This is a genomic window from Marinobacter alkalisoli, from assembly GCF_045449795.1.
GTDB lineage: Bacteria > Pseudomonadota > Gammaproteobacteria > Pseudomonadales > Oleiphilaceae > Marinobacter.
On record NZ_JBJJLB010000043.1, the window covers coordinates 1 to 23,747 of the forward strand.

The window sequence follows — 23,747 nt, forward strand, 5'->3', positions numbered from 1 at the left end:
CATGGATGGCGGAGCGGAGCGTACAGGGACGTATTCACAGCGTGTTTTTGAAGCCGCCCCCGCACCGCTCACTCCCCCCAAGGCAAGATCAATACAACGCCTCTTCGTCATCCAGCACTTCGTGCAGGATATCCAGGAACATGTGATCCGCCTCACTCCAGTTCTCGGGGATACGGATCGTAGTGTTGGCGCTGATTTCCCTGGCAATCACCTCATTGGCCTTCGGCTCATTACGGTGCTTGCGGGCAATTTCCACGGATTTGACCGCAATGGTCGGATCGCTCAGTACCTTCTTGATGAACACTCGCAGCTCATCGATCATGCGGGCCTGACGGCTTTCGGCAGACGAACTCATCATTTACTCCCGGATAGTTTGACGTTCAGGGGACAGCCCTCAACCTACAATAAACAGTATGGCCAATTCGGCGGACTGCAACCAGCCCGTAAAGATTCTGCCCGCTTCACCAACGAAGCGGGCGGAGGCAGGCATTACATCAGCAGGCCGCGCAGAGTGAAGAACAACATGGCGGCCATCAGCGCGGAGGCTGGCACGGTGATGATCCACGCCGCCACGATGCGGGTCAGGTGGGAGCGCTTGACCATTTCCTCGCGATAGATTTTCTTCAAGCGCTTGCGCTCACCCTTGGACAGCGGCACCTGCTTTTTCTTCTTGGCCTCTTTGAGCAGATTCTCCATCTCCTCGACCGAGGCATTGCGGAAGTCTTCCAGGAACGGGCGCAGGCTCTCCCGCTCGGCTTCGTCATGGTGTTCCATGATCTTGTGAAGCTGGGTCGCGTAGTTGGACTTGAGGTATTCCCGCAGGAAGCCCACACCGAACACGCCACCAATCGCGATGTGGGTGGAGCTGACCGGCAGGCCCAGCTGGGAGGCAATGATAACGGTCAGGGCGGCGGACAGGGCAATACAGAAAGCCCGGGTCTTGTCGAGCTCGGTAATTTCACTGCCGACGGTCTTGATCAGGCGCGGGCCAAACAGCATCAGGCCCACTGAAAGCCCCAACGCACCCACCAGCATGACCCACAACGGAATGGCGGCGGCGGTGACCACAGCACCCGCGGACAGGGCATCATTGATGGCGGCCAGGGGGCCAATCGCGTTGGCCACGTCGTTAGCGCCGTGAGCGAAGCTCAGCAGAGCGGCTGCGAAAATCAGCGGCCAGGTAAACAGGGTGTTCACGCCAGCGGCGCTGTTTTCCATGGTGGCCGCGCGACGGCCAACCGCGATCCGCATAATCACGAAGACCATTGCAGCCACCGCCAGGCCAACCAGTGAGGCGCCCAGGAAATCCACCTGGATGATTTTTTTGACGCCCTTGACCATCAGGTAGGTGCCAAACGCCCAGGCCATAATGGCCACCAGCCACGGCACGAACGTCCGCGCCGCCGGAATCAGGTTCTCGCGATAGAGCACGGTCTTTTTGATGGCAAACAGGAACAGCGCCGCCAGCACACCGCCCATGACCGGAGAAATCACCCAACTGGCAACAATCTTCGCCATCACCGACCAGTCAGCGATACCCCAGCCGCCGGCGGCAATCCCCGCGCCCAGCACGCCGCCTACAATCGAGTGGGTGGTGGATACCGGCGCACCCATCCAGGTTGCCAGATTCAGCCACAGAGCCCCCGCCAGCAGGGCAGCGGTCATCAGCCAGACGAAAGCGTTGACGTCTCCCAGGCGGTCAGCAGCGATAATCCCGCCCTTGATGGTGGACACCACGTCACCACCGGCGATGATGGCGCCGCCGGCTTCGAATATGGCGGCAATCAATACTGCTCCACCCAGGGAGAGCGCACCCGAACCAACCGCCGGGCCCACGTTGTTGGCGACATCGTTGGCGCCAATATTGATGGCCATGTAGCCACCGATAACGGCGGCTGCCATCAACAGCATATTGTTGGGCATGCCACTGCTCAGCTGACCAACGATCAACCAGATGCCAAGCAGGAAAAATAAACTGAAGCCGATGCGATATCGTTCGGTGGTAGGACTGGTGAGAAGGGTATCAAGAAATCCGCTTTTCGGGGCCATAACAAATCAGGTCTCGTGGATGCTGAATGAGTTGCAACGTGTCGCGCCATCCCGGCCAGTCAGATTACGCCGTCCCTGGGGGTAGTCTACACTGCGTCGCAACTATAAATTTTTTGCCATGAAATTGAAACAAAAGGCGACAATGCCAGGCATTGTGAAATATCGGGGGAAATGGTGCCAATTCCCGTCAGGTTCACTCATAATCGTTGCTAAAAAGCATCAAAATACAAAAACAGCAATCTAGGCCTGAATGAAAGACTCGACCGCTTCCAGCCACCAGGGCGTCGGAGAAACCGAGGACATCCGGATATCCCGGATTCTGACCTGGCTTTCTCTCATGGCCATCCTGTTCCTTACAGGCATCGGCGCCAAAGCCTGGTTCGCCAGCCACTACGATCACGCCATGGTCTTGTGGGCTTTTGCCGTTCCCCTTGCGGCAAACATGCTGTGGTTCGCCCATACAGGCAACCGGACGATACAAAAGACCGGGTTGATTGCCACCGTCGGCGTGCTGTTTGCCTACCTCATTGCCTCCGGCGGAGAAAACAATACCGGTCCGTTATGGTTCTATGTCTTTCCACCCCTGCTGTTCTACCTGACCAATCTGAAAACAGGTACGGCCATTCTGTTATTCTGCTATCTGGTTGCCATTCTGGTCTTTCGGTTCCCGGAGCTGCCCATGGTCAGCGCCGAATACTCCACGGACTTCAAGATCCGCTTCTTTGCCACCCTGACCTTCGAGTCCATCTTCTGTTTCGTGCTTGAATCCAGCCGACTGAAAGTGAGAAATGAGCTGTTGACGCTGGCCCGGGTCCATGAACACGCCGCCCGCACCGATGAACTGACCAGTCTCGCCAACCGTCGGGAGATGCAGCATCGGTTGGCCGCCGAGTTTTCCCGCTACCAACGATCGGGGCATCATTTCTCGATTGCGCTGATCGATCTGGACCTGTTCAAGGGCATTAACGACCAATATGGCCACCACGCCGGGGACGAGACACTGAAAACCTTCTCCGATCTTACCCGCCGGATTATCCGCCAGTCTGACGTTGCTGCCCGCTGGGGCGGCGAGGAATTCCTGTTGTTACTACCGGACACCTCCCTGCTGCAGGCCCTTGCACTGGCCGAACGTCTTCGCTCTGAGGTGGAAAACTCCCACTTTACATTCCACGGGCAACGACTGCCCGTCTCCATCAGTGCCGGGGTCTGTTCCATCGCCAAGGCCGGCTCGGTTGATGAGCTGCTGAAACAGGCGGATATTCACCTTTACAGCGCAAAAGAAGCTGGCCGCAATCAGATTGCCCCCCGGGTACGACCCCGTCAGGACGAAGGCGGCAACCGTCCTGCCACCTGACCTTGAGACTACGCCGGCCAGTCGCTATGATCATCCGCCAACGTGACCGGCGGCCATTCAGGGCCGCTGCAGACAGAAACAGGTTCAACCATGGCAGCAATACGAATTCTCGTGGGCAGCGTGTACGGCGGTGCCCTGTTGACGGCAAGGGCCATCAGAAAGGGGCTGGAATCCGAGGGCCACTCGGTGACCGTGCTGGAGAATCCGGCTCTCGATGACATTACCAGCAACGACGATGCCCTGCTGGTGTGCACCTCCACCACCGGCCAGGGTGAAGTCCCCCCCAACCTTCTGCCTTTTTACCTGTCCCTGCGGGAACAGTTGCCACAACAGCCGGGCCGCCCGTTCGGCGTCATCGTGCTGGGCGACAGCTCCTACGGCGACACTTTCTGTGGCGCTGGCGATTTGCTGGAGGAAGCCCTGTATGAAACCGCCGCCCGCAAAGTCGGTGAGACCTTGAGAATCGATGCACTGGAAACCACGGAACCGGAAATGGAAGCCCTGCCCTGGACTCGGAACTGGATCACTACCCTGTAATCCTGTGGCCTGAACTACAGCTGACCGGAAATATCCCGCATGCGGTCTTGAGCGGTAACCGGGCTGAGGCCATACTGCAGGAAACAAACATAACAAGCTTGGTATTTTGTGCGCCATATTGCTCTGATTTTCGCCCTGATCGGCGGCTTTATCCTCATGGCCCCCGGCGCTCACGCGGAACCGTCGGCATCGTCCCGACTGCCACAACCGTCGATTGCTTTCCTGAAGGCCCCGCCAGCAAAGAAAGATGCCGTGCCTGGACTGCTGGACCGGCCGGACTGGCAGCCGCTGGCGGAAGAGACGCCGAATTTCGGGTACGTGACTGACAATTACTGGTATCGGATGCCGCTGGAGAGCAGCCCTGGCAATCAGGTGCTGGAAATCAGCTATCCGCAACTGGACTATGTCAGGTTTTATCTGCTGGCGGACGGAGAGATAGTCCAGACCGTGGTCACCGGGGACCACCTGCCGTTCTCGGAAAGACCGCTCTATCACCCCAGCTTCCTGATTCCCTACACCGTCGAGCCCAACGTCGAGTACGAAATCCTGCTCTCGGTGAAAACCAGCGGCGCGCACCAGGTACCGATCCGGCTCTGGCAACAGAACGCCCTGTTCGATGCCCTGACTACGGAGGACCGGCTACACAGCCTCTATTACGGCATCCTGATCACCACCATTTTCTTTAACCTGTTTATCTTCCTGGCACTGCGGGAAGCCACTTACCTGTACTACGTGCTGTCGACATTCAGCTACCTGTTCCTGATGGCCACCCTGCGGGGGGTGACGTTCCAGGTCTTCTGGCCAGACAACCCGTGGCTGCAGAATCAGGTTATGCTGATGGTGGTGCCGTTCGCGGTGCTGTTTGCACTGCTGTTTGCGCGCTCGTTCCTTCGCCTGTGGGAAGCCGCCCCAAGAACCGACCTGCTGCTCCAGTTTCTCAGCGGTGTCAGCCTGCTGGCGATCCTTGGCACCTTCGTGCTGGAGTTCAACACGTCCATCAAGTCCTCGGTGGCCCTGGCGCTGTCAGCGTTCCTGGTGCTGATCATCATTGGCCCACTGCAGTGGATAAGGCGCAACCCGCAGGCGGGTTTTTACACCATTGCCTGGGGACTGCTGATCATTGGCACCATGCTGACCGCATCCAACAAATACGGATTATTGCCAACCAATTGGCTGACCACCTACGGCATGCAGGTAGGCTCGGCCCTGGAAGCCATTCTGCTGACCATCGCCCTGGCGAAACGCCTATACAACGAACGTGAAGACAGGCTCCACGCCCGGGAGGCGGAACTGAGAGCCATGGCCGCACGACGCTCGGCGGAACTGCGGATGATGGATCAGGCACTCCACAACCCGCTGACCGGATTACCCAACCGCACCTGCTTTGAAATGATGATTAACGACCTCATTGCCCGGGTACCGGATCGGAGATACGCCATTGCGGTGATCCACCTGAACAACCTCCAGTCCATCACCAAGACCCTGGGCCACCGCAATACCGATCGCCTCATTGAACTGGCCGCGACCCGGTATCACAGTGTTGTACGAGAGATTCCGGGAATACTGGCGATCGAGGAAACAGACCAGCGCTCGGTTTATCTGGCCTCCCTGGAGCCCGCCACCTTCGGCTTTGTGGTGGATGCCGACCAGATCAGCGCCGCTCCCCGCGCCATTGTTATCGGCCTTGAGGAACTGCGGGAGCCGATCGATTACCTTGGCATGCAGCTTCCGCTGGATCCGCAGATCGGCACGGCGATCTTCCCCGATCATGCCCAGGACACCAATTCCCTGATTCGTCGGGCCCACATTGCCCAGGACTCGGACGAGGCCCGCGATCGCGGGCTCGCTTACTATCAGCCGACAAGGGATTCCTACAGCGCAGACCGGCTGACACTGGTATCGGAACTCAGACAGGCCCTGCAGAACGACGAACTGGCCCTGCACCTGCAGCCCAAGCTGTCCCTGGCGTCTCATACTGTCGTGGGGCTGGAAGCACTGATTCGCTGGCCACGACGCAAATCGCCCATTCCCGCGGACGAAATCGTTGCCATCGCGGAGCAAACCGGCCTGATCAGACCCCTCACCCGGTGGGTACTGGAGCAGTCGCTGGAGCTGCGTACCCGGCTTCTGGATCGGGGCTGGCCACTGAGTGTTTCGGTCAACATTTCCCCCAACAACCTGAGGGAGCCGGACTTCCCGGACTTCGTACAGCGGCTGATGAACAACCACCATCGCCATCGGGGCGCCATCACCCTGGAAGTAACCGAAACATCCATGATGCAGGACCCCGCCAATTCCCTGAAGGCCCTGAATTCCCTACACTCGGCGGGCATCCCGGTGTCCATTGACGATTTTGGCTCAGGGTATTCGTCGCTTTCCTACATCAAGCAACTGCCGGCCAGCGAGATCAAGATCGACCGCTCCCTGATCACCGATATCACCACCCAGCCGGGAGACCGGGTTATCGTGCAGACCACCATCGACATGTGTCATTCCCTGGGCTACACAGTGGTGGCCGAGGGCGTGGAGGATGAGGAAACCGCAGACCTGCTGAAGACTATGGGTTGTGACATGATTCAGGGCTACTGGCTGACACCGCCCCTGCCCATTGATGAAATGCTGGTGTGGCTGTCGGGCCACACCATGTCCGCCATCAGCCGCAAACTTGGCTGACGGTACCCGGAGTATCCGGGTACCGGAAATGCTAGCGGCGGGAGCGCCTGCGGATCAGGGCTTCCTGAGTGGTGGAAGCCACCAGCCCGCCCCGCTGATTGAAGAAGTTACCACGGTTGAAGCCACGGCCAGCGGAAGCGCTCGGGCTGTCCTTGTCATACAACAGCCACTCATCCATGCGGAAATCCCGGTGGAACCAGATGGCGTGGTCCAGGCTTGCCACCTGCATATTCTTACTCATGAACGTCACGCCGTGGGGGTTCAGAGAGGTCCCCAGGAACGAGAAATCCGAGGCATAGGTCAGCAGGCAACGGTGCAGTACCGGATCATCCGGCAGGTGGCCCTGGGTTTTGAACCAGCTTTGCTTATGGGGCGGGCGGGTTTCCGGCTTGAACGGGTTAACCGGATCCACCGGGCGGATTTCAATCGGCCGATCACGGGTCAGGCTATCCCTTAGCCGCTCAGGAACGTGGGGCGCCAGCATTTCCCCGTACTCCTGCTCCGACTTCAGGGATTCCGGATCCGGCGCTTCGGGCATATCCAACTGATGCTCGAAGCCTTCCTCCGCGACCTGGAACGATACCGAACCGGTCAGGATTTCCTTACCATCCTGACGGGCAATCACCCGCCGTACCGAAAAGCTGCCGCCGTCCCGTACCCGCTGAACCTCATAGTCGATCGGCATGCTGTGGTTACCGGGACGCAGGAAGTAGGCATGAAGAGAATGGGGGAGCCGGCCCTCGACCGTGCGACTGGCTGCCATCAACCCCTGACCCAGCACCTGGCCACCAAATACGTTGGGGAAACCAAGGTCTTCACTGTCGCCCTGAAAATGGTCATCCCCGATTGGTGAAAGATCCAGAAGATCCACCAGCTTTCTGGTTACTTCAAGCATGCCTACTCCTGTTGATTCGTTAGCTCACGAATGGATTTCTACCCCAAGCGAGCCAAATTCGCAACAGGCTTAACCGTGAATCGGCGGCACTTCCTTGGACAGTGCCTGCTTCTCCACCGCGTAACTACCGGTGACGGCGAAGCCCAGTACGGTTCCATCCGCTGACTTGAACAGGGCCTTCACGCTGGTGCCGTCCTGCTCAACCTCCCATTCACCCTCCGCATTCGATGGCGGAGGGCAGACGGACGTGGGGCAACACGGTGTCTTGATCAGCACGGGCATAGTGCCGTAGGCCACTTCGGTTCGCTCACTGGTCAAGGTCTTTGCCAGCGCCCGGGCACAAGCCATCAGCGGCAGAACGTAGAGCAATACATGGCCGTCTACTTCCGCGCAGTCTCCCAGGGCGTAGACATCCGGAGCTGACGTCTCCAGCGCACGGTTCACCATGATCCCGCGGTTGATTTCGATGCCGGCAGCCTGTGCCAGATCGGTCCGCGGGCGCAGGCCAACCGCCGAAATCACCAGATCCGCCATCAGGGTCTCGCCATTGGCCAGGGTCAGTTTCACGCCATCGCCGTCACGGTCGATGCGGTCAACAACGGTTTCCAGGTGGAAACGTACACCGTGACTGGCCAGCTCCTCCCTCACCGCTTCAGCGGCCGGCTGTGGCAGCAACCCCGGCATAAGCGTATCGGAAGGCGCAATGACATCCACTTCGTAGTCGCCGTTACGCAGATCGTTGGCAAATTCACTGCCAATCAGGCCCGCGCCCATGATAGCGACGCGCTTCTTACCCGCCAGCGCTTTGCGGAAAGCACGGTAATCCATCAGGTCGTTGATGGAATACACACGATCCTGGCCGTCACCGTCAATGGACAGGCGGATCACATCCGCGCCCCAGGCCAGCACCAGTTTGCTGTACCGGATACGCTCATCGCCGATCACCAGTTCATGGGCTTCGGTATCGATACCGGTGACCGTGGTGTAGGTCCGCAGGTCAAGATTGAGCTGTTCAATCATCGCCTCGGACGTTGCCTGGGCCAGCTCCTCGGCTTCCTTACCCTTGGTGAATCCGGTAGACAGCATCGGCTTGGAATAACTGAAGCCGTCGTCGGCCGTTACCATGACAATGGGGATTTCCTTGTCCTGCTTGCGGATTTCCCTGGCCAGTGAGTAACCCGACAGACCGGTACCCACGATAACGATAGGGGCTTCTGTAGTCATTCCTGTTCTCCGTCTCTATTGAACCTGTAATGAGTGCTGGCGTTAACCAATCTCGATCATTTCAAAATCTTCCTTACCAACACCGCAATCCGGGCATACCCAGTCTTCCGGCACATCTTCCCACTTGGTGCCCGGCTCGATACCGTCTTCCGGCCAGCCCTCGGCTTCGTCATAGATCAGGCCACACACCACACACTGCCACTTTTTCATAATCTCTCTCCGCAATTTTTGTCAGGGCGCAATGATAATTGTCAGACAATCATGCGCGCAAGTTTTGTAGCAACTGCCCATTACTCATATCGGGCCACCATCATACCCACCCCTCCACAATTGACCAATGCCACTCAGGACAGTGACCTAGCGGTTTTTCTGCCAATAGCAACAAATACCCATGGCACTGCAACCCGGTTGCCCCTCCCTTTGGCCCGACTCCTCCGGTATAATCGCCCGTTTTACGACAGGATCCGACCGCTATGACCGATACCGTCGCCGAAATGAAACAGGTAATGGACGAAGCCGATTGCCTGGTCAGTGAACAGCAGGTACAGGTTGCCATTCGCTCTCTTGCAGGCGACATCACCAACCGTCTGGAAGACAGTAACCCGCTGCTGCTCTGCGTGATGAACGGCGGGCTTATACTGACCGGACAGCTGCTGCCGCTGCTGAAATTTCCGATCCAGGCGGAATACCTCCATGCCACCCGCTACCGGCAGGAAACCACCGGCGGTATCCTGGAATGGAAATTACGCCCGGAAGCGGACATGCAGGACCGCACCATCCTGATCGTGGACGATATCCTTGATGAGGGCACCACCCTGTGCGCCATCGCCGATTACTGCCTGGCCCATGGTGCGAAGGAAGTACTGACCGCCGTACTGGTGGACAAGCAGCACGACCGCAAGGCCCGCCCCGACCTGAAAGCCGATTTCACCGGCCTGGAAGTGGAAGACCGATTCCTGTTCGGCTTTGGCATGGACTACAAAGGCTACTGGCGCAACGCTCCCGGAATTTATGCCGTTAAAGGGCTTTAACCTCCTGGCAGGCGACCACACCGGACCGGCCCGGGCAGACGCCCTGGCCATCCCCCCCACCGACTGGTACCGATCCCTGGCCGCTGCCGGCCTCCGCAACCCCACGGTACACGGTCCGGTGCGTTACTGGCTCCAGGTGGAAGGATCACTGACACGGGAACTGCAGTTACGCTGCACCCGCTCATTCCACGTGGACGTCACCCATGAGGGCTTTGCCCTGCCAACACGGGAAGAAGCCGGCACCCTGAACATCCCGGAACGCCAACTGGCCTGGATTCGTGAAGTCCACCTGTGCGGCGACGGCGAGCCCTGGGTACTGGCCCGCACCATCATTCCCCTGGCCACCCTGCAGGGTGCGGGACGACGTCTTCGCCACCTGGGCCGCAAACCCCTTGGCGCCTGGCTGTTCAGCAATCCCCACTGGCAGCGGGGCCCGTTCGAAACCGGCATCTGCCACACCAACCATCCGGCACAGCCCCCGGTTGCACGACGCTCCCGTTTCTACAGCGGCGACAAGGCCTTGCTGGTGGGTGAGTACTTCCTGCCACGGTTCTGCCACTAAACCCGGCCTTTAACCACCCGCTACCCACTGGCTATAATTCACGCCTGAATCCAAGCCAGACACACCAACCCGGACCACACCCTATGCTGCTGAATGCCATGCCCGACCACATCCAGAGCCGCCTGGCGGATTACGCCAGACTGCTGCGCCTGGACCGCCCCATCGGCAGCCTGCTCCTGCTCTGGCCCACCTATTGGGCGCTGTGGCTGGCCGCCGAGGGCGCGCCCGACATCGGCAACCTCATCATCTTTACCCTGGGCGTATTCCTGATGCGCGCCGCCGGCTGCGCCATCAACGACTTCGCCGACCGCAAGGTTGACCGCCACGTCAAACGCACCAAAGACCGCCCCCTGACCTCCGGCCGCATCGACGCCTGGGAAGCCGTCGCCCTGTTCCTCGGAATCTGCCTGCTGGCTTTCCTCATGGTCGTACTGTTCACCAACCCACTGACCCTGTACCTCTCCTTCGGCGGCGTCATACTGGCCTTCATCTACCCCTTCATGAAGCGCTACACCCACCTGCCCCAACTGTTCCTGGGCGCCGCCTTCTCCTGGGCCATCCCCATGGCCTGGGCAGCACAGGCCAACGAACTCACCCAACTGACCTGGCTGTTGTTCACCGCCAACGTCCTCTGGACCGTGGCCTACGACACCCTCTACGCCATGGTCGACCGTGACGACGACCTGAAAATCGGCGTCAAATCCACCGCCATCCTCTTCGGCGACGCCGACCGCGCCATCATCGGCTTCCTCCAGGCCCTGGTGGTGATCATTCTGGTGATGGTGGGGCAACAGGTGGAACTGGGCGTTATCTATTACCTCGGCGTACTGGCCATGGCCTGCCTGTTCGGCTATCAACAATACCTGGCCCGATTCCGCGAGCGGGAGGGATGTTTCAAGGCCTTCCTGAACAACAACTGGGCTGGGTTTGCGGTGTTTACTGGGCTGGTCATCGACCTTCTCATTCAGTAATTCGTGGAAGGCCCGAACATGGTTGGCGTGCCGGAGTGGGCCGGGCCTCCACAAACCCTGCATTGCCAGGGATGGCAATGCGGAGCCCCCAGGGGTGGGTTTACGGCGTGTCTGGGAAGAGGTGTCTCGTAGCCATGCTAACTCCGGTTCAAAAGCAGTTTGTGTCATATACTTGTAACACTGGGGCGTTGTAATGAAGCAGCAACAATACTAAGTCTGATACAGGTTAATGCTCATGACTGGAAAAACTGTCCTGATCGTCGATGACGAAGCCCCGATCCGCGAAATGATCGCCGTGGCCCTCGAAATGGCTGACTACGACTATCTGGAGGCATCGGACGCCCTCGAAGCGCATGCCCTGATCGTCGACAAACAACCCGACCTCGTCCTGCTCGACTGGATGCTCCCCGGCACCAGCGGCGTGGAACTGGCCCGACGCCTCAAGAGAGAAGAAGCCACCGCCGATATACCCATCATCATGCTGACCGCCAAAGTCGAGGAAGATAACAAAATCCAGGGCCTGGAAGTCGGCGCCGACGACTACATCACCAAACCTTTTTCACCCAGGGAACTGGTCGCGCGCCTCAAAGCCGTACTGCGCCGCGCCACGCCCCCCGGCGTCGACACCCCGATCGAAGTCGAAGGCCTGACCCTCGACCCCATCGGCCACCGTGTCTCCACCGAAGACGGAGCCCTCAACATGGGGCCCACGGAATACCGATTGCTGCAATTCTTCATGACCCACCAGGAACGGGTATATACTCGCTCACAGTTACTGGATCAGGTCTGGGGAGGCAACGTCTATGTGGAAGAACGCACGGTCGACGTTCACATTCGCCGATTGCGCAAGGCCCTGGGCGACCAGTATGACCACTTGATCCAAACCGTCCGTGGTGCTGGCTACCGTTTTTCGACCCGAGCGGCATAATTGGCCGGCACCCGCGCCATACCAATCGTAAGGCTGTTGCATGCAACACAACTGGTCACGATATTTACGACTGATTATCGGCTTCCTGGTCATCTGCACCGCCGCTGGCGCCTTTTTCGGCTACCCGATCTACGGCCTGACCATCGGTCTGGTTGCCTATCTCTGGTGGACACTGATCCAGGCCAAACGCCTTTACCACTGGCTCGGTCATCCCAGTGCCACCAGCGAGGCGCCTCAAAGCGTGGGGTTGTGGGGCGATATCTTTGATGGTCTCCACAAACTGCACCAGAACCACCTCCGCCTCCAGGACCGACTGAGGGCGCAGATCAACCGGGTACAGGAATCCACCAATGCCATGCGTGATGGCGTCATCATGACCGACGCCAGTGGCGCGATGGAATGGTGGAACGGCTCCGCGGAATACCTGCTGGGGTTTCGCCGCAACACGGACCGGGGCCAGTACATCCATAACCTGATACGCACACCGGCATTCAAGGCTTACTTTGATGCCCGGGACTATCGGGATTCTCTGGAGATCCATTCACCGGCCAAACCGCACATCCGCCTGCAAATCCAGATCAGTCTGTTTGGGGACGATGACCGCCTGATCGTCGCCAAGGACGTCACCCGGCTCTACCAGTTGGAACAAATGCGCCGCGACTTCGTGGGCAACGTGTCCCACGAGATGCGCACGCCCCTGACGGTGATCAGCGGCTATCTCGAAACCCTGGTGGACAATGCCGATAGTCTTCCCCCCAAATGGCGGCGCGCCATTAACACCATGGCACAACAGTCCTCGCGGATGGAGGCACTGATTACCGACCTGATCCTGCTGTCAAAGATTGAGACCGGGGAGCAAACCGTCAACGACACCGTGACCGATATCGAAGCCCTGCTCAGACAGATCTGTCACGACGCCAGAGCCCTCAGTGGAGACAAACAGCATGAATTCAGCGTCAACATCACCGATCACCGACTGCTGAAAGGGGATGAAAGCCAGTTACGCAGCGCGTTCTCCAACCTGGTGTTCAATGCGGTGAAGTACACACCGGCAAAAGGCCATATCACCATTAACTGGAGCGCAAACCGCGAAGGCGCCCATTTGTCGGTCCGGGATACCGGCATCGGCATCGATCCGGTGCACATACCACGTCTGACCGAGCGCTTTTATCGCGCCGACCCCAGCCGCCACAAGGAAACCGGCGGCACCGGCCTGGGCCTGGCCATCGTCAAACATGTTCTGCTGAACCACGATGGCAACCTGGAAATCCGCAGCCGGATTGGTGATGGCAGCGAGTTCATCTGCCACTTTCCGAGGGAGAGACTGGTCGAGCGGGCGCCGGAAAAGATCTCCTGATCAGCGACTGCCGGCACGAAAGCGGGCAATAAAGCGGGACAGGTCTTCCATTTTCTTCGGGTCTTCATCGACAAAACGGATGGTGACACTGACAAAGTCGGTGTCCTGCCGCTTGTCGACCGCCTGCAACTGGTGAATATAGCCGTTCAGCCTGGCCATCTGTCCCTCGGCAATTTCGATGTCCACGACCGCCTGATCGAGAATACCGGGAAAATCCTGATCACGCCGGGCGATCACCCGGACCTCCGTCAGGGTGATGTCCTTGACCACGGATTTGAGGGTACTGTCAGCGAACCGGATCGACGCCACGCTCATTGCTCCCCGGGCCACGGGTGATTTTTCACTGGTCCCCGCACCCGACTTCAGCAGCGGCGATGCCGTCGGGCGGTTCTCACCCACAGCAGGCGCAGGCTCGGGCTTCCGCTTCTGGGTCAACAGGTCGGCGGATTCCTTGAAAGCATCCGCCGGGCCACCCATGGATTTGCCGCCACGATCCATCGCGTTTTTCAGTGTTGGTCCCATCACCTTGATGATCTTCTTGCTGAGGCCATCCGGACTGAAGGGCTTGCCGAGGTACTCGGACACTCCCTCCCTGACGGCCTCAACCACGTGGTCCTTGTCACCACGACTGGTGATCATGATAAAGGGAACCTTTTCATACTGGGGTTGCTGCCGCATCCACTGCAGCAGCTCCAGGCCGGACATTTCCGGCATTTCCCAGTCACAAAGGATCAGATCAAACACCGTGCGGGACATCAGCGACTGGGCCCGTCGACCGTTCTGGGCATCGGTGGTTTCAATGACAGGAAAACGCTGGCGCACCGTTCGCTTCACCAGATCCCGGACAAAACTGGCGTCATCAACCACCAGCGCTTTCAGCGTTGCCATGTTTTTCGACCTTCTCACCGCCAACTGGATAAATATACGCAACAAACTATAGAACAAAGCCGGCGGCCAGGGACCCCATGGCTACAAAAACACCACAATTCATATCAACAGTGGAACCGCCGGGTTAAAGAATTGTCACCCAGAGAGGCCCAAACCGGTATTTCCGTTCGTAGAAAAAAGGCTAACATGGGGCAGCCGATGCGAGTTGGACACCTCATCATTCGTTTATCACACCGAGGTTTTGCGTGCTTAAGAGACAATCAGGGACTACCCCAGGCAAAAGGATTCTCCGTTACCTCTCAGTGACTGGCATTCTTGCCGTTTTTTCACTACCGGCATCTTCAGATACCAGCTCCAGTGACAGCTTTCAGGAATGCGTCGCCGGACTGAAGACCCATGCCATCGAAGCGGGAGTGGCGGAGGCCACGGCCAGCGATGTGCTGTCACAGGTGGAGCACCTGGATCGCGTCATCGAACTGGATCGCCGGCAACCGGAGTTCACCACTACCTTTGCCGATTACCTGAACCGACGGGTCAACGACGACCGGATCAGCAACGGGCGCGCGCTGTTACTGGAACACCGGGAACTGCTGGCCAATGTCACCCGGGAAACCGGGGTGCCCGCGCCGTATCTGCTGGCTTTCTGGGGTCTGGAGACCAACTTTGGCACCTACTTCGGCAAAATGTCCGTGCCCAGCTCCCTGGCGACCCTGGCCTGCGATCCCAGGCGCAGCAGCTTCTTCACCGAACAGTTGACGGCCGCGTTACAGATTATTGACGAAGGCGCCATTCCCGCTGAGCAAATGGAAGGCTCCTGGGCCGGCGCCATGGGCCACGTCCAGTTCATGCCCACCGTGTTCCTGAAACACGCCGTGGACGCCGATGGCGATGGCAAGCGCGACCTCTGGAACAGTCTGCCAGACGCGATGATGTCCGCTGGCAAATTCCTCGCAGACCTGGGCTGGGACAGCGACTACCGCTGGGGTCGGGAGGTACTGCTGCCGGAAGACTTCGATTATGAACTGGCCGATGGGCGCCGCCTCACTCTGGACGAATGGAACAAACTGGGAGTGACCGACGCGTTTGGCGACCCGCTGTCGAACGAACCGATCAAAGCCGCGCTGGTGGTGCCATCCGGCCACCGGGGCCCGGCCTTTCTGGCGTACCGGAACTTCAACGTGATCATGGGCTGGAACCGTTCGGAATTCTACGCCATTGCGGTCGGCCACCTGGCGGACCGGATTGCCGGTGCCGGCGCACTGCGGAACCCGCCACCGGAGGATCAGCCAAACCTGTCCCGGGACGATATCCTGGCCCTGCAACAGGCCCTCAACGACAACGGTTTCGACAGTGGCGAACCTGACGGCATCATGGGCCCGGCCACACGCTCGGCCATCCGCAAATTCCAGGCAAGTCATGACATGGTCGCTGATGGTTACCCGGGAGAAACGGTCTTTTCCAGGCTCGACCTTGATCTCTGATGAAGCATAGCTGAGCCCATGGATTCGATAACACAAGCAGCCCTGGGCGCCACCATCGCCGGCGCCGTGGCAGGCAAGACACTCGGACGCTCCGCACTCCTGGCCGGGGCGGTCCTTGGCACCCTTCCGGATCTGGACGTGGTCATAGATTACGGGACCGCGGTGGCCAATTTCACCCAGCACCGCGGATTCACCCACTCACTGTTCATACTGGCGCTTCTGTCTCTGCCGCTGGCCTGGGCACTGTGGCGCTGGAAACCGGTAATCAGCTACCAGCGCTGGCTGGCGCTCACCGGGCTGATACTGCTGACCCACCCCCTACTGGATGCCTTTACTACCTATGGCACCCAGCTGTTCTGGCCACTGGGGCCGCCCATCGCCCTGAACAGCATTTTTATTATTGACCCGCTGTATACCGTGCCACTGCTGGCGGCCATTGCCTGCTTCCTGGTGAGACCGGAAAAAACCGGGAGCCTGATGGCCGGCCTGGGCGTTTCCACGCTTTACCTAGTGTGGACCCTGGTCGCGCAACAGGTCATATCCAACCGGGTTGAACCTGCGCTCGCCGATGCGGGACTCGCGGATGCACCGCGCATGGTCCAGCCAATGCCGTTCAACACCATTCTGTGGCGTGTCACCGTCGTCAATGACGATCGCCGGGTAGAGATGGTGACCGGCTTCCTCGATGGGGACACGCCACTGACGCTGGAGTCGTTCCCCCGGGATCCGGCCCTGGCAGAGCAGGCAAGCACTCTGAAGGAGGGTCAGCGCCTGGCGTGGTTCACCGATGGGTTCCTTCATTATGAACAGGTTGATGACTTGCTGCTGGCCACCGATGTGCGGCTGGGTGTGCCCGGCGCGCATCCGTTTACCTTTGTGCTGGCAAGGTATAATGGCGATGCTCTGGAACCTGCCCCCAGTTATCGCCAGGACCGCCCAGCCCTGCGCCGTGAGTTGCTGGGCGCGCTCTGGGCCAGGCTGACCGGCGCGGCACCGGTCCTGTGCCTGGCGAACCTGGAATTGCCACCGCCGGGGGAAGGCTGCTCGTAATCATGCGACTGGATCAGTTCATTGCCACCACAACTCCGTTGTCCCGCAAGGAAGCCAAGCGGGCCATCGGGCAGGGGCGCGTGATTGTGGACGGTCGGGCGTGTCGTCAGGTAGCCACCCACATCAGCACCGATGCCAGGGTATCTCTGGATGATCATCCGCTGGCCTTGCCCGGAGACCGCTACCTGATGCTCAACAAGCCGCAAGGCGTAGTGAGCGCAACCACCGACAGCGACCACCCCACGGCTCTGGACCTGCTGCCTTCGGGGCTTCGGCCTGACCTTCACATCGCCGGTCGCCTGGATGCCGACACCACCGGGCTGTTATTGCTGACATCGGACGGTCAGTGGTCGCACCGCGTGACTTCCCCCCGGGTAAAATGCCCCAAAACCTACCGCGTCACCCTTTGCGATCCGATCACCGAAGTCGCTCTTCAACAGCTGCGGGACGGCATCGAACTGAGGAACGATCCCAAACCCACCAAGCCGGCCGAAGTGCTTTGGCTCAGTGAGCAAGAGATTGAACTCACCATCGCGGAGGGTCGTTACCATCAGGTCAAACGGATGCTGGCCGCCACCGGCAACCGCGTCTCGGCGTTGCACCGGCTACGCATCGGCGCCATTGAGCTGGACAGCCGTCTTGCGCCGGGCGAGTTCAGGGAACTGACCGAAGCGGAAATCAACGCCATCCCCTGACAAACCCTCAGATTCGTTCGAAGCGCTGGGCTTTCAGGTTCTTGCGAACCGCCCCGGCCTCAAATACCTCGCCGTTCATGGCAATGTAGACACCCGCGGGCAACAGCTGGACCGCCGCCCAGGCAAAGCCAAGGTTGAACACAGCATCGCTGCGCCGCATTCTCGCCGGCTGCATCGCCCCGAGCAGAACGATGGTTTTGTCACCGACCGTCTCCAGCGCCTGCGCGGTTTCCGCCATGGTGTCGGTGCCGTGGGTTATCAGGATCTGACCGGACTCCGACGACGCCACCGCCTGCCGGATCTGCTCTCGGTCCTCATCGTTGATTTCCAGACTGTCCTTTCGCATCAAGCCGGTGATCTTATACCCGTCGTGAATATTGGATTCACTCAGCAGCTCCGGCAACAGGGAGTCGCCGACTTCGAACTCGCTGTTGGCATCGAAATAAACTTTGTCGATGGTGCCACCGGTCGTCATTATCTCGATCATCGGTTTGTTTCCCGCCTACCTTTATCAGTTGACGTCGGCTGTCGAATGCTCACCGACCGCCGTGTTATTCGCCGCTGCGGCGTAGGCAGCGTTCTTTTCCCGTTCATAGGCCTTCGCCGCCGCGGCCACCTTGCCGACCGCGCCAGTGTCCAGCCAGCGGCGGATACGACCGGCATCCCCCATGGGCGAACGAGTCCCCAGCGAATCAAGCAGCACGGTCACCACCTGCTCACCATTCATATTGGACACCATGACCAGACAGCGTCCAGCCTCTGACAGATAACCGGTTTTGCTAAGCGACACGCCCCAGCTATCCCGGTGAACCAGAACGTTGGTGTTACCAAACGACAGGCTGTAACGGGGCTGGCGGAAATGACCAGTGAAGTAGCGTGTGGTGGAATAGTCCCCGATCTGCGGGTGCCTGGCCGCCGCATTCGCCAGCCTGACCAGATCCGAGGCGGTGGAGGTGTTTTCCAGGGACAACCCCGTTGGGTCCACAAACTGTGTGCGGGTCATGCCCAGCTCCCGGGCCTTCTCATTCATCGCCCGGACAAAACCGTCGTATCCGCCGGGATGATGACGCGCCAGGGTGTAGGCGGCGAAGTTTTCCGATGACATCAGGGCAATCCGCAGCATGTCCGAACGGCGCATTTCCGAGCCCACGCGAATTCGGGTGTAGGCGTTGGCCGCTGCAGGCACATGGCGTTCCCGGAATTCCAGCCACTCATTAAGAGGTTCCCCCGAGTCCAGCACGACCAGTGCGGTCATCAGTTTGGTGACCGATGCGATGGGCACAACCCTGTTCGCGTGCTTGTCGAACAGCAGCCCGTTATCGCCCGCGTGTGCCACGGCAGCATTGACGGACGCCAGTTGAACGGGCTCCCCATCACGGTTATGGGCGTGGGCCTGGGATACTGCGATACCGCACATCAGAAGCATCATGCCGGACAGGACAATTCGGAGCATCAATCTACCTCGGGGACATCTCGTTAACGGTGGCAAAGGTGCCGCCTACTATACCAGCGAATCCCGGCGATGGACTGCCCCCTGAAGGAATCGGGCATTAACACTCTTTCAGAAATGCACGGTCCGCGAATATCGTGCCCGCGATCACACTTTTCACTCATCCGTTTTAAACGGCAAATGCAAAACACTATAAAATGCCGTAAAATTACTTGGAATTCATAATGTTACACAATATTTATATTTGTAATCACTGTGTAACGGCCAACTCTGGCATATCGGACAGACCACAGGACCATTTCCCTGAATGGACTCATCGGCAAACCAGCAAACTCACCCGGGCATCCTCCTTGCCAATACCTGGCGAAAAATCCCGGGTCTGATCCGGCGCTGGTTACCCCTTAGCCTCCTTGTTTTCGGCCTGTCTTACGGACTGCTCGCTGTATCATTCCTCGCTTCAGAGCGTGATATCACGCCAGGATACGAGCTGGCGGAACTGGGCACAGAAGATCACGCCGACCACGTGGGAATGGCATTCACACTACACCCGCTGGAAGACATACTGACCGCGCCGGCTTCGTCTGCCCCGTCCTGGACCGCCACGTCAGAGAACCACACCGGCATTGGCTACCTGAACCAGCCGGCCACCTTCCGTTTCACTCTGGACAATCCGGATTCGCAACCCAGGCGCAAGCTACTGGTGGTTGCCGCCCCCTCCCTTGATCACATTACGCCGGCGATGATCACCCCGGCCGGACGAGTTGAACGGCTACCACACATGGGCGATGTCCACCCGTTCCACAACCGCCTCTTTGACCTGCCACAATGGATCTGGCCCGTCACCCTCGAACCGGGCACAACCACATTCCTGTTTGAGGTTGAAAACTCCGGCCCGACCCTGCTGCCGCTCTCCATTCACGAGCCGGAGACCATTCTCGGTGACACCGCCTTCACCCTGGCATGGAAGGCCTTCATCGGCGGATTGCTCGCTTTCGCCCTGCTATTCAACATCAGTATTGTCATCATGCTGCGACGCCCGGGCCTGGCATGGCTGAGTGTGCTGATGGTGGGGGTCATGCACAGCCAACTGGTTATGGACGGATTCGGGCTCTGGTTCCTGTGGCCTGAATGGCCACAGTTAAATGCCTTGCTCAGCGTGTCGCTGCCCTTGTGCCTGATCGCACTGTGCCAGTTCACGCCTCACTTCCTGTCCATCCCCCGCGCGATTGCCGGCATTCTCAATGCCATCAGTCTGATCGCCCTCGCCCTGGCCGTTGTCACCCCGCTGGGCCTGACGTTCCCCGGGCAGGGTTCCCTGCTGGTACTGGCAACGGCTACAGGCGTATTCATCCTTGCGGTGGTGGTGCAACAGCTTCGCCGACATGTCTACGCCCGCTATTACGGCCTGTCGATCCTGGCCATTTTCAGTGGCGCGATTGTGTCGTCGCTGCGCACGATCGGATGGCTCCCGGTTAACAGCTTCACGGATTCTGCCTTTTTCCTCGGTGCCGCCCTCGCGTCACTGATCCTGACCAGCGGTGTGGGTCGGCTACTGCTGGAGGAGCGTAAAAAACGGCTAAGCGCCGATGTGCGGGCGAGACAGGAGGGGCAACTGAGGGCAAGAATCGAAAAGGATTACGACCGGCTGCTGAAAACCCACCGGGTCACCGGTAAACCCAACCGGGCAATCCTGGAAGAATCCCTGGAAACGCTCAACAGTAAAAAGATTCCTTATACCCTCTGCCTGGTCCGCCTACACCGGTTTAACGAAATTGAGCAGACTCTGGGTTATCGCACCGCCGAGGAACTGCTGAAAACCTACCTGCGACGCATGAGCCGTTTCCTTGAGCGTACCTTCGACGTCCGATTGATAAGAATCAACGGCCACGCCCTCGCCAGCATCGACACCCTCAATCACGCCTTTGCTTTCCACCGGCATGGTGACAGCGGCGATGAACAGTACTTCATGGCAGAGTTGGAGACCTGGCTCGGCACCCATTTCCGCGAGGGGCGCTTTGCCTTCTCCTGGAGCCCATCGGTGGGTATTGCCCACGCGCCCGAACACGGCCCCGATGCACCGGGCATTCTTTCATCGGCTGGCTTTGCTTCCCTCAAGGCCGATCAGACCCTGTGCGAATATGATCCGTCCATTGCCGAGTGGCAGTACCGGCAGCAAATCCTGATGCTGGACGTCGAGGAAGCCCTGACCAACGACAGCATGTGGCTGGAATACCAGCCCAAGGTGGGCATTCGTGATGCCCGGGTCAGTTCGGTGGAAGCGCTGATCCGCTGGCAGCATCCCGAATTTGGCAGGGTTCCGCCAGACCACTGGATTCCCCTCGCCGAACAGGTGGGCGTGATTCATCCGGTCACGCTGTGGGTGATTAACCAGGCCTGCGATGACTACGAACACCTGACCTCGAAATTCGGGAGGAATATCTCGGTAGCGGTGAACATATCCGCCAAGGATCTGGCCCACCCGAGGTTTGACCAGGAAGTACTGGAGATCATCACACGCCATAACATGCGCCCCCGGGATCTCATTCTGGAAATCACCGAAACCGCGATGATGGCGGACCCCAAAGCGGCAAGGGCGATGATTCACATCCTGAGCCAACAGGGCTTCCGTATTGCCCTGGATGACTTCGGCACCGGCCACTCATCCCTGGGCACCCTGGCGAGTTTCGACCTGGACGAGCTCAAGATCGACCGTAGCTTTCTTGAGGATATCCTCGACCACCCGGCCCGCCAGCGCATCTTCCGCGCAGCGTTGGAGCTGGGTGAAGCGCTGGATCTGGACGTGGTCGTGGAAGGCGTGGAAGACGAAGCCGTTGCCGTCTGGCTCCAGCAATTCCCCGGCCTCCATGGCCAGGGATATTACTGGGCCCGGCCGGAGCGGGTTACGGCAAATCGGTAACCGCGCCGAGTGATGCGGAACTGACAGTGCGGGCATACTTCGCCAGCACGCCCCGGGTAAAGCGGGGTTGCGGTGCTTTCCAGGCCTTGCGCCGTTTCTCGAGCTCCGCCTCCGATATATCCAGCTCAATGCGGTTGGTCACCGCATCGATGGTGATGGTGTCGCCGTCTTCCACCAGGGCAATCGGACCACCCTCTGCCGCTTCCGGGGTGATATGACCGACCACAAAGCCGTGACTGCCACCTGAGAACCGGCCATCGGTAATCAGCGCCACGTCACTGCCCAGGCCCTTGCCCATGATCGCCGAGGTGGGGCTGAGCATCTCGCGCATACCGGGGCCACCTTTCGGGCCTTCGTAACGAATCACCAGCACATCACCGGCCACCACCGTGCCATCCAGAATCCGCTCCTGGGCCTCTTCCTCGGAATGGAACACTCGCGCCCGACCGGTAAAGTGGGTGCCTTCCTTGCCGGTAATCTTGGCTACCGCACCGGTGGGCGCCAGGTTGCCGAACAGAATCCGCAGGTGGCTGTCGGCCTTGATGGGATTGTCGAAGGCATGAATGATGTCCTGCCCTTCCGGATACGGCGCCACGTCCGCCAGGTTGTCCGCCAGGGTCTGGCCGGTCACCGTCAGGCAGTCACCGTGCAGCAGCCCGCGATCCAGCAGCATTTTCATCAGCGGCTGGATACCGCCGATGGCCACCAGCTCGGACATCATGTAATGGCCGCTGGGGCGCAGGTCCGCCAGTACCGGCACCTTTTTGCCAATCTCGACGAAATCGTCCAGCGACAGCTCAACTCCCACGGTGCTGGCCATGGCCAGCAGGTGCAGAACCGCGTTGGTGGAGCCACCGAGGGCAATCACCACGGTGATGGCGTTCTCAAACGCCTCCCGGGTCATGACGTCCGAAGGTTTGATGTCCTTTTCCAGCAGATTCAGCACCGCCGCCCCGGCGGCCCGGCAGTCCTCCGCCTTGGAATCGGACACCGCGTTCTGCGCCGAACTGCCCGGCAGGCTCATGCCCATGGCTTCAATGGCCGACGCCATGGTGTTGGCGGTGTACATGCCACCACAGGAGCCAGGGCCGGGAATCGCGGTTTCCTCGATCTGCTTCACCTCGATCAGGTCCAGATCGCCACGGGCGTGGGCGCCCACCGCCTCAAACACCGAGATAATGTCGGTGTGGTTCTCCCCGGGCATGATGGTGCCGCCATAAACAAAGACCGACGGGCGGTTCAGCCGCGCCAGGCCCATGATGCAACCCGGCATGTTCTTGTCGCAGCCACCGATGGCCACCAGACCATCAAAACCCTCACAGCCGGCTGTGGTTTCGATGGAATCGGCGATGACCTCGCGGGAAACCAGCGAGTACTTCATGCCCTCGGTGCCATTGGCGATACCGTCGGACACGGTGATGGTGTTGAAGATCAGGGCCTTTCCACCGGCATCGTCAGCACCGGCCGCCGACTCTTCCGCCAGGCGGTTGATGTGCATATTGCAGGGGGTCAGATTGCTCCAGGTCGACGCAATGCCCACCTGGGGTTTGCGGAAATCTTCATCGTTAAAGCCCACCGCCCGCAGCATGGCGCGGCTGGCGGACTTGCCGATGCCATCCACCACCGGGGCGGAATGTCGACGGCGTTTGTCCTCGGTCATCGGTGTCTCCTTACTGAGCGGGTAC

The 23,747-nt window shown here is 59.5% G+C and carries 21 protein-coding genes; 12 read left to right on the forward strand and 9 right to left on the reverse strand.

The window, feature by feature from the left end; all coding sequences use genetic code 11:
* Positions 1 to 88 precede the first annotated feature (88 nt).
* Both ACJO3M_RS18600 and ACJO3M_RS18605 read right to left on the reverse strand, forming a co-directional pair.
* The gene (locus ACJO3M_RS18600; protein WP_012137124.1) at positions 89 to 355 is read right to left on the reverse strand and encodes a hypothetical protein; all 267 of its coding nucleotides are present in this window, start codon (positions 353 to 355) and stop codon (positions 89 to 91) included.
* 134 nt (positions 356 to 489) lie between these two features.
* Positions 490 to 2,049, reverse strand: a complete 1,560-nt coding sequence (locus tag ACJO3M_RS18605; RefSeq protein WP_407002879.1) for an inorganic phosphate transporter — start codon at positions 2,047 to 2,049, stop codon at positions 490 to 492.
* Between the two features lie 250 nt (positions 2,050 to 2,299).
* Between ACJO3M_RS18605 and ACJO3M_RS18610 the strand changes: the two genes are divergently transcribed.
* The 3 genes from ACJO3M_RS18610 (at position 2,300) to ACJO3M_RS18620 (ending at position 6,613) form a co-directional block, all read left to right on the forward strand.
* A complete protein-coding gene (locus ACJO3M_RS18610; RefSeq protein WP_407002880.1) occupies positions 2,300 to 3,403 on the forward strand; it encodes a GGDEF domain-containing protein in 1,104 nt (367 codons plus the stop codon).
* A 90-nt stretch (positions 3,404 to 3,493) separates the two neighbouring features.
* Positions 3,494 to 3,940 (forward strand): flavodoxin, encoded by a 447-nt coding sequence (locus ACJO3M_RS18615; RefSeq protein WP_407002881.1) that lies wholly within the window; start codon positions 3,494 to 3,496, stop codon positions 3,938 to 3,940.
* A gap of 108 nt (positions 3,941 to 4,048) precedes the next feature.
* Entirely contained in the window at positions 4,049 to 6,613 is a 2,565-nt protein-coding gene (locus tag ACJO3M_RS18620; protein ID WP_407002882.1) for an EAL domain-containing protein, read from the forward strand.
* Between the two features lie 31 nt (positions 6,614 to 6,644).
* Here the strand turns inward: ACJO3M_RS18620 and ACJO3M_RS18625 are convergent, their stop codons facing one another.
* The 3 genes from ACJO3M_RS18625 to ACJO3M_RS18635 form a co-directional block, all read right to left on the reverse strand.
* Positions 6,645 to 7,508 (reverse strand): acyl-CoA thioesterase, encoded by an 864-nt coding sequence (locus ACJO3M_RS18625; protein ID WP_407002883.1) that lies wholly within the window; start codon positions 7,506 to 7,508, stop codon positions 6,645 to 6,647.
* A gap of 69 nt (positions 7,509 to 7,577) precedes the next feature.
* On the reverse strand, positions 7,578 to 8,732 hold the full coding sequence (locus ACJO3M_RS18630; protein ID WP_407002884.1) for an NAD(P)/FAD-dependent oxidoreductase: 1,155 nt from the start codon (positions 8,730 to 8,732) through the stop codon (positions 7,578 to 7,580).
* 42 nt (positions 8,733 to 8,774) lie between these two features.
* Positions 8,775 to 8,942, reverse strand: a complete 168-nt coding sequence (locus ACJO3M_RS18635) for a rubredoxin (RefSeq protein WP_008173532.1) — start codon at positions 8,940 to 8,942, stop codon at positions 8,775 to 8,777.
* Positions 8,943 to 9,205: 263 nt separating this feature from the next.
* Between ACJO3M_RS18635 and ACJO3M_RS18640 the strand changes: the two genes are divergently transcribed.
* From ACJO3M_RS18640 to phoR, 5 genes are all read left to right on the forward strand, one after another.
* The gene (locus tag ACJO3M_RS18640; protein WP_407002885.1) at positions 9,206 to 9,763 is read left to right on the forward strand and encodes a hypoxanthine-guanine phosphoribosyltransferase; all 558 of its coding nucleotides are present in this window, start codon (positions 9,206 to 9,208) and stop codon (positions 9,761 to 9,763) included.
* Complete coding sequence (locus ACJO3M_RS18645) at positions 9,744 to 10,325, forward strand: chorismate--pyruvate lyase family protein (protein WP_407002886.1); 582 nt, start codon at positions 9,744 to 9,746, stop codon at positions 10,323 to 10,325. Before ACJO3M_RS18640 ends, ACJO3M_RS18645 begins: the two co-directional genes overlap by 20 nt.
* 83 nt (positions 10,326 to 10,408) lie before the next feature.
* Positions 10,409 to 11,296 carry a 4-hydroxybenzoate octaprenyltransferase gene (gene ubiA / locus ACJO3M_RS18650; RefSeq protein WP_407002887.1) on the forward strand — a complete coding sequence of 296 codons (888 nt, stop codon included), beginning with the start codon at positions 10,409 to 10,411 and terminating at the stop codon, positions 11,294 to 11,296.
* A gap of 235 nt (positions 11,297 to 11,531) precedes the next feature.
* Positions 11,532 to 12,224: a phosphate regulon transcriptional regulator PhoB gene (gene phoB, locus ACJO3M_RS18655; protein WP_406989423.1), complete on the forward strand. Its 693-nt coding sequence runs from the start codon at positions 11,532 to 11,534 to the stop codon at positions 12,222 to 12,224.
* Between the two features lie 40 nt (positions 12,225 to 12,264).
* Positions 12,265 to 13,581 (forward strand): phosphate regulon sensor histidine kinase PhoR, encoded by a 1,317-nt coding sequence (gene phoR, locus ACJO3M_RS18660; protein ID WP_407002888.1) that lies wholly within the window; start codon positions 12,265 to 12,267, stop codon positions 13,579 to 13,581.
* Here phoR and ACJO3M_RS18665 read toward each other — a convergent pair whose 3' ends face one another.
* The gene (locus ACJO3M_RS18665; RefSeq protein WP_407002889.1) at positions 13,582 to 14,469 is read right to left on the reverse strand and encodes a response regulator; all 888 of its coding nucleotides are present in this window, start codon (positions 14,467 to 14,469) and stop codon (positions 13,582 to 13,584) included.
* A gap of 284 nt (positions 14,470 to 14,753) precedes the next feature.
* Between ACJO3M_RS18665 and ACJO3M_RS18670 the strand changes: the two genes are divergently transcribed.
* The 3 genes from ACJO3M_RS18670 to ACJO3M_RS18680 are packed head-to-tail and all read left to right on the forward strand — an operon-like array spanning position 14,754 to position 17,695.
* Positions 14,754 to 15,950 (forward strand): lytic murein transglycosylase, encoded by a 1,197-nt coding sequence (locus ACJO3M_RS18670; RefSeq protein WP_407002915.1) that lies wholly within the window; start codon positions 14,754 to 14,756, stop codon positions 15,948 to 15,950.
* A gap of 18 nt (positions 15,951 to 15,968) precedes the next feature.
* Entirely contained in the window at positions 15,969 to 17,000 is a 1,032-nt protein-coding gene (locus tag ACJO3M_RS18675; RefSeq protein ID WP_407002890.1) for a metal-dependent hydrolase, read from the forward strand.
* 2 nt (positions 17,001 to 17,002) lie between these two features.
* A complete protein-coding gene (locus tag ACJO3M_RS18680; protein ID WP_407002891.1) occupies positions 17,003 to 17,695 on the forward strand; it encodes a pseudouridine synthase in 693 nt (230 codons plus the stop codon).
* Between the two features lie 7 nt (positions 17,696 to 17,702).
* Here ACJO3M_RS18680 and ACJO3M_RS18685 read toward each other — a convergent pair whose 3' ends face one another.
* Both ACJO3M_RS18685 and pbpG read right to left on the reverse strand, forming a co-directional pair.
* The gene (locus ACJO3M_RS18685) at positions 17,703 to 18,182 is read right to left on the reverse strand and encodes an asparaginase domain-containing protein (protein ID WP_407002892.1); all 480 of its coding nucleotides are present in this window, start codon (positions 18,180 to 18,182) and stop codon (positions 17,703 to 17,705) included.
* Between the two features lie 24 nt (positions 18,183 to 18,206).
* Entirely contained in the window at positions 18,207 to 19,148 is a 942-nt protein-coding gene (gene pbpG / locus ACJO3M_RS18690; RefSeq protein WP_407002893.1) for a D-alanyl-D-alanine endopeptidase, read from the reverse strand.
* Between the two features lie 304 nt (positions 19,149 to 19,452).
* Here pbpG and ACJO3M_RS18695 point away from each other — a divergent pair, with 304 nt between their 5' ends.
* Entirely contained in the window at positions 19,453 to 22,062 is a 2,610-nt protein-coding gene (locus ACJO3M_RS18695; RefSeq protein ID WP_407002894.1) for an EAL domain-containing protein, read from the forward strand.
* Here ACJO3M_RS18695 and ilvD read toward each other — a convergent pair.
* Entirely contained in the window at positions 22,046 to 23,722 is a 1,677-nt protein-coding gene (ilvD, locus tag ACJO3M_RS18700) for a dihydroxy-acid dehydratase (RefSeq protein ID WP_407002895.1), read from the reverse strand. The genes ACJO3M_RS18695 and ilvD overlap by 17 nt on opposite strands.
* Positions 23,723 to 23,747 lie beyond the last annotated feature (25 nt).

Coding starts and splice junctions, on each gene's coding strand:
- ACJO3M_RS18600 (WP_012137124.1), bottom strand. CDS start 355: ATGAGTTCGTCTGCCGAAAGCCGTCAGGCCCGCATGATCGATGAGCTG.
- ACJO3M_RS18605 (WP_407002879.1), bottom strand. CDS start 2,049: ATGGCCCCGAAAAGCGGATTTCTTGATACCCTTCTCACCAGTCCTACC.
- ACJO3M_RS18610 (WP_407002880.1), top strand. CDS start 2,300: ATGAAAGACTCGACCGCTTCCAGCCACCAGGGCGTCGGAGAAACCGAG.
- ACJO3M_RS18615 (WP_407002881.1), top strand. CDS start 3,494: ATGGCAGCAATACGAATTCTCGTGGGCAGCGTGTACGGCGGTGCCCTG.
- ACJO3M_RS18625 (WP_407002883.1), bottom strand. CDS start 7,508: ATGCTTGAAGTAACCAGAAAGCTGGTGGATCTTCTGGATCTTTCACCA.
- ACJO3M_RS18630 (WP_407002884.1), bottom strand. CDS start 8,732: ATGACTACAGAAGCCCCTATCGTTATCGTGGGTACCGGTCTGTCGGGT.
- ACJO3M_RS18635 (WP_008173532.1), bottom strand. CDS start 8,942: ATGAAAAAGTGGCAGTGTGTGGTGTGTGGCCTGATCTATGACGAAGCC.
- ACJO3M_RS18640 (WP_407002885.1), top strand. CDS start 9,206: ATGACCGATACCGTCGCCGAAATGAAACAGGTAATGGACGAAGCCGAT.
- ACJO3M_RS18645 (WP_407002886.1), top strand. CDS start 9,744: ATGCCGTTAAAGGGCTTTAACCTCCTGGCAGGCGACCACACCGGACCG.
- ubiA (WP_407002887.1), top strand. CDS start 10,409: ATGCTGCTGAATGCCATGCCCGACCACATCCAGAGCCGCCTGGCGGAT.
- phoB (WP_406989423.1), top strand. CDS start 11,532: ATGACTGGAAAAACTGTCCTGATCGTCGATGACGAAGCCCCGATCCGC.
- phoR (WP_407002888.1), top strand. CDS start 12,265: ATGCAACACAACTGGTCACGATATTTACGACTGATTATCGGCTTCCTG.
- ACJO3M_RS18665 (WP_407002889.1), bottom strand. CDS start 14,469: ATGGCAACGCTGAAAGCGCTGGTGGTTGATGACGCCAGTTTTGTCCGG.
- ACJO3M_RS18675 (WP_407002890.1), top strand. CDS start 15,969: ATGGATTCGATAACACAAGCAGCCCTGGGCGCCACCATCGCCGGCGCC.
- ACJO3M_RS18680 (WP_407002891.1), top strand. CDS start 17,003: ATGCGACTGGATCAGTTCATTGCCACCACAACTCCGTTGTCCCGCAAG.
- ACJO3M_RS18685 (WP_407002892.1), bottom strand. CDS start 18,182: ATGATCGAGATAATGACGACCGGTGGCACCATCGACAAAGTTTATTTC.
- pbpG (WP_407002893.1), bottom strand. CDS start 19,148: ATGCTCCGAATTGTCCTGTCCGGCATGATGCTTCTGATGTGCGGTATC.
- ACJO3M_RS18695 (WP_407002894.1), top strand. CDS start 19,453: ATGGACTCATCGGCAAACCAGCAAACTCACCCGGGCATCCTCCTTGCC.
- ilvD (WP_407002895.1), bottom strand. CDS start 23,722: ATGACCGAGGACAAACGCCGTCGACATTCCGCCCCGGTGGTGGATGGC.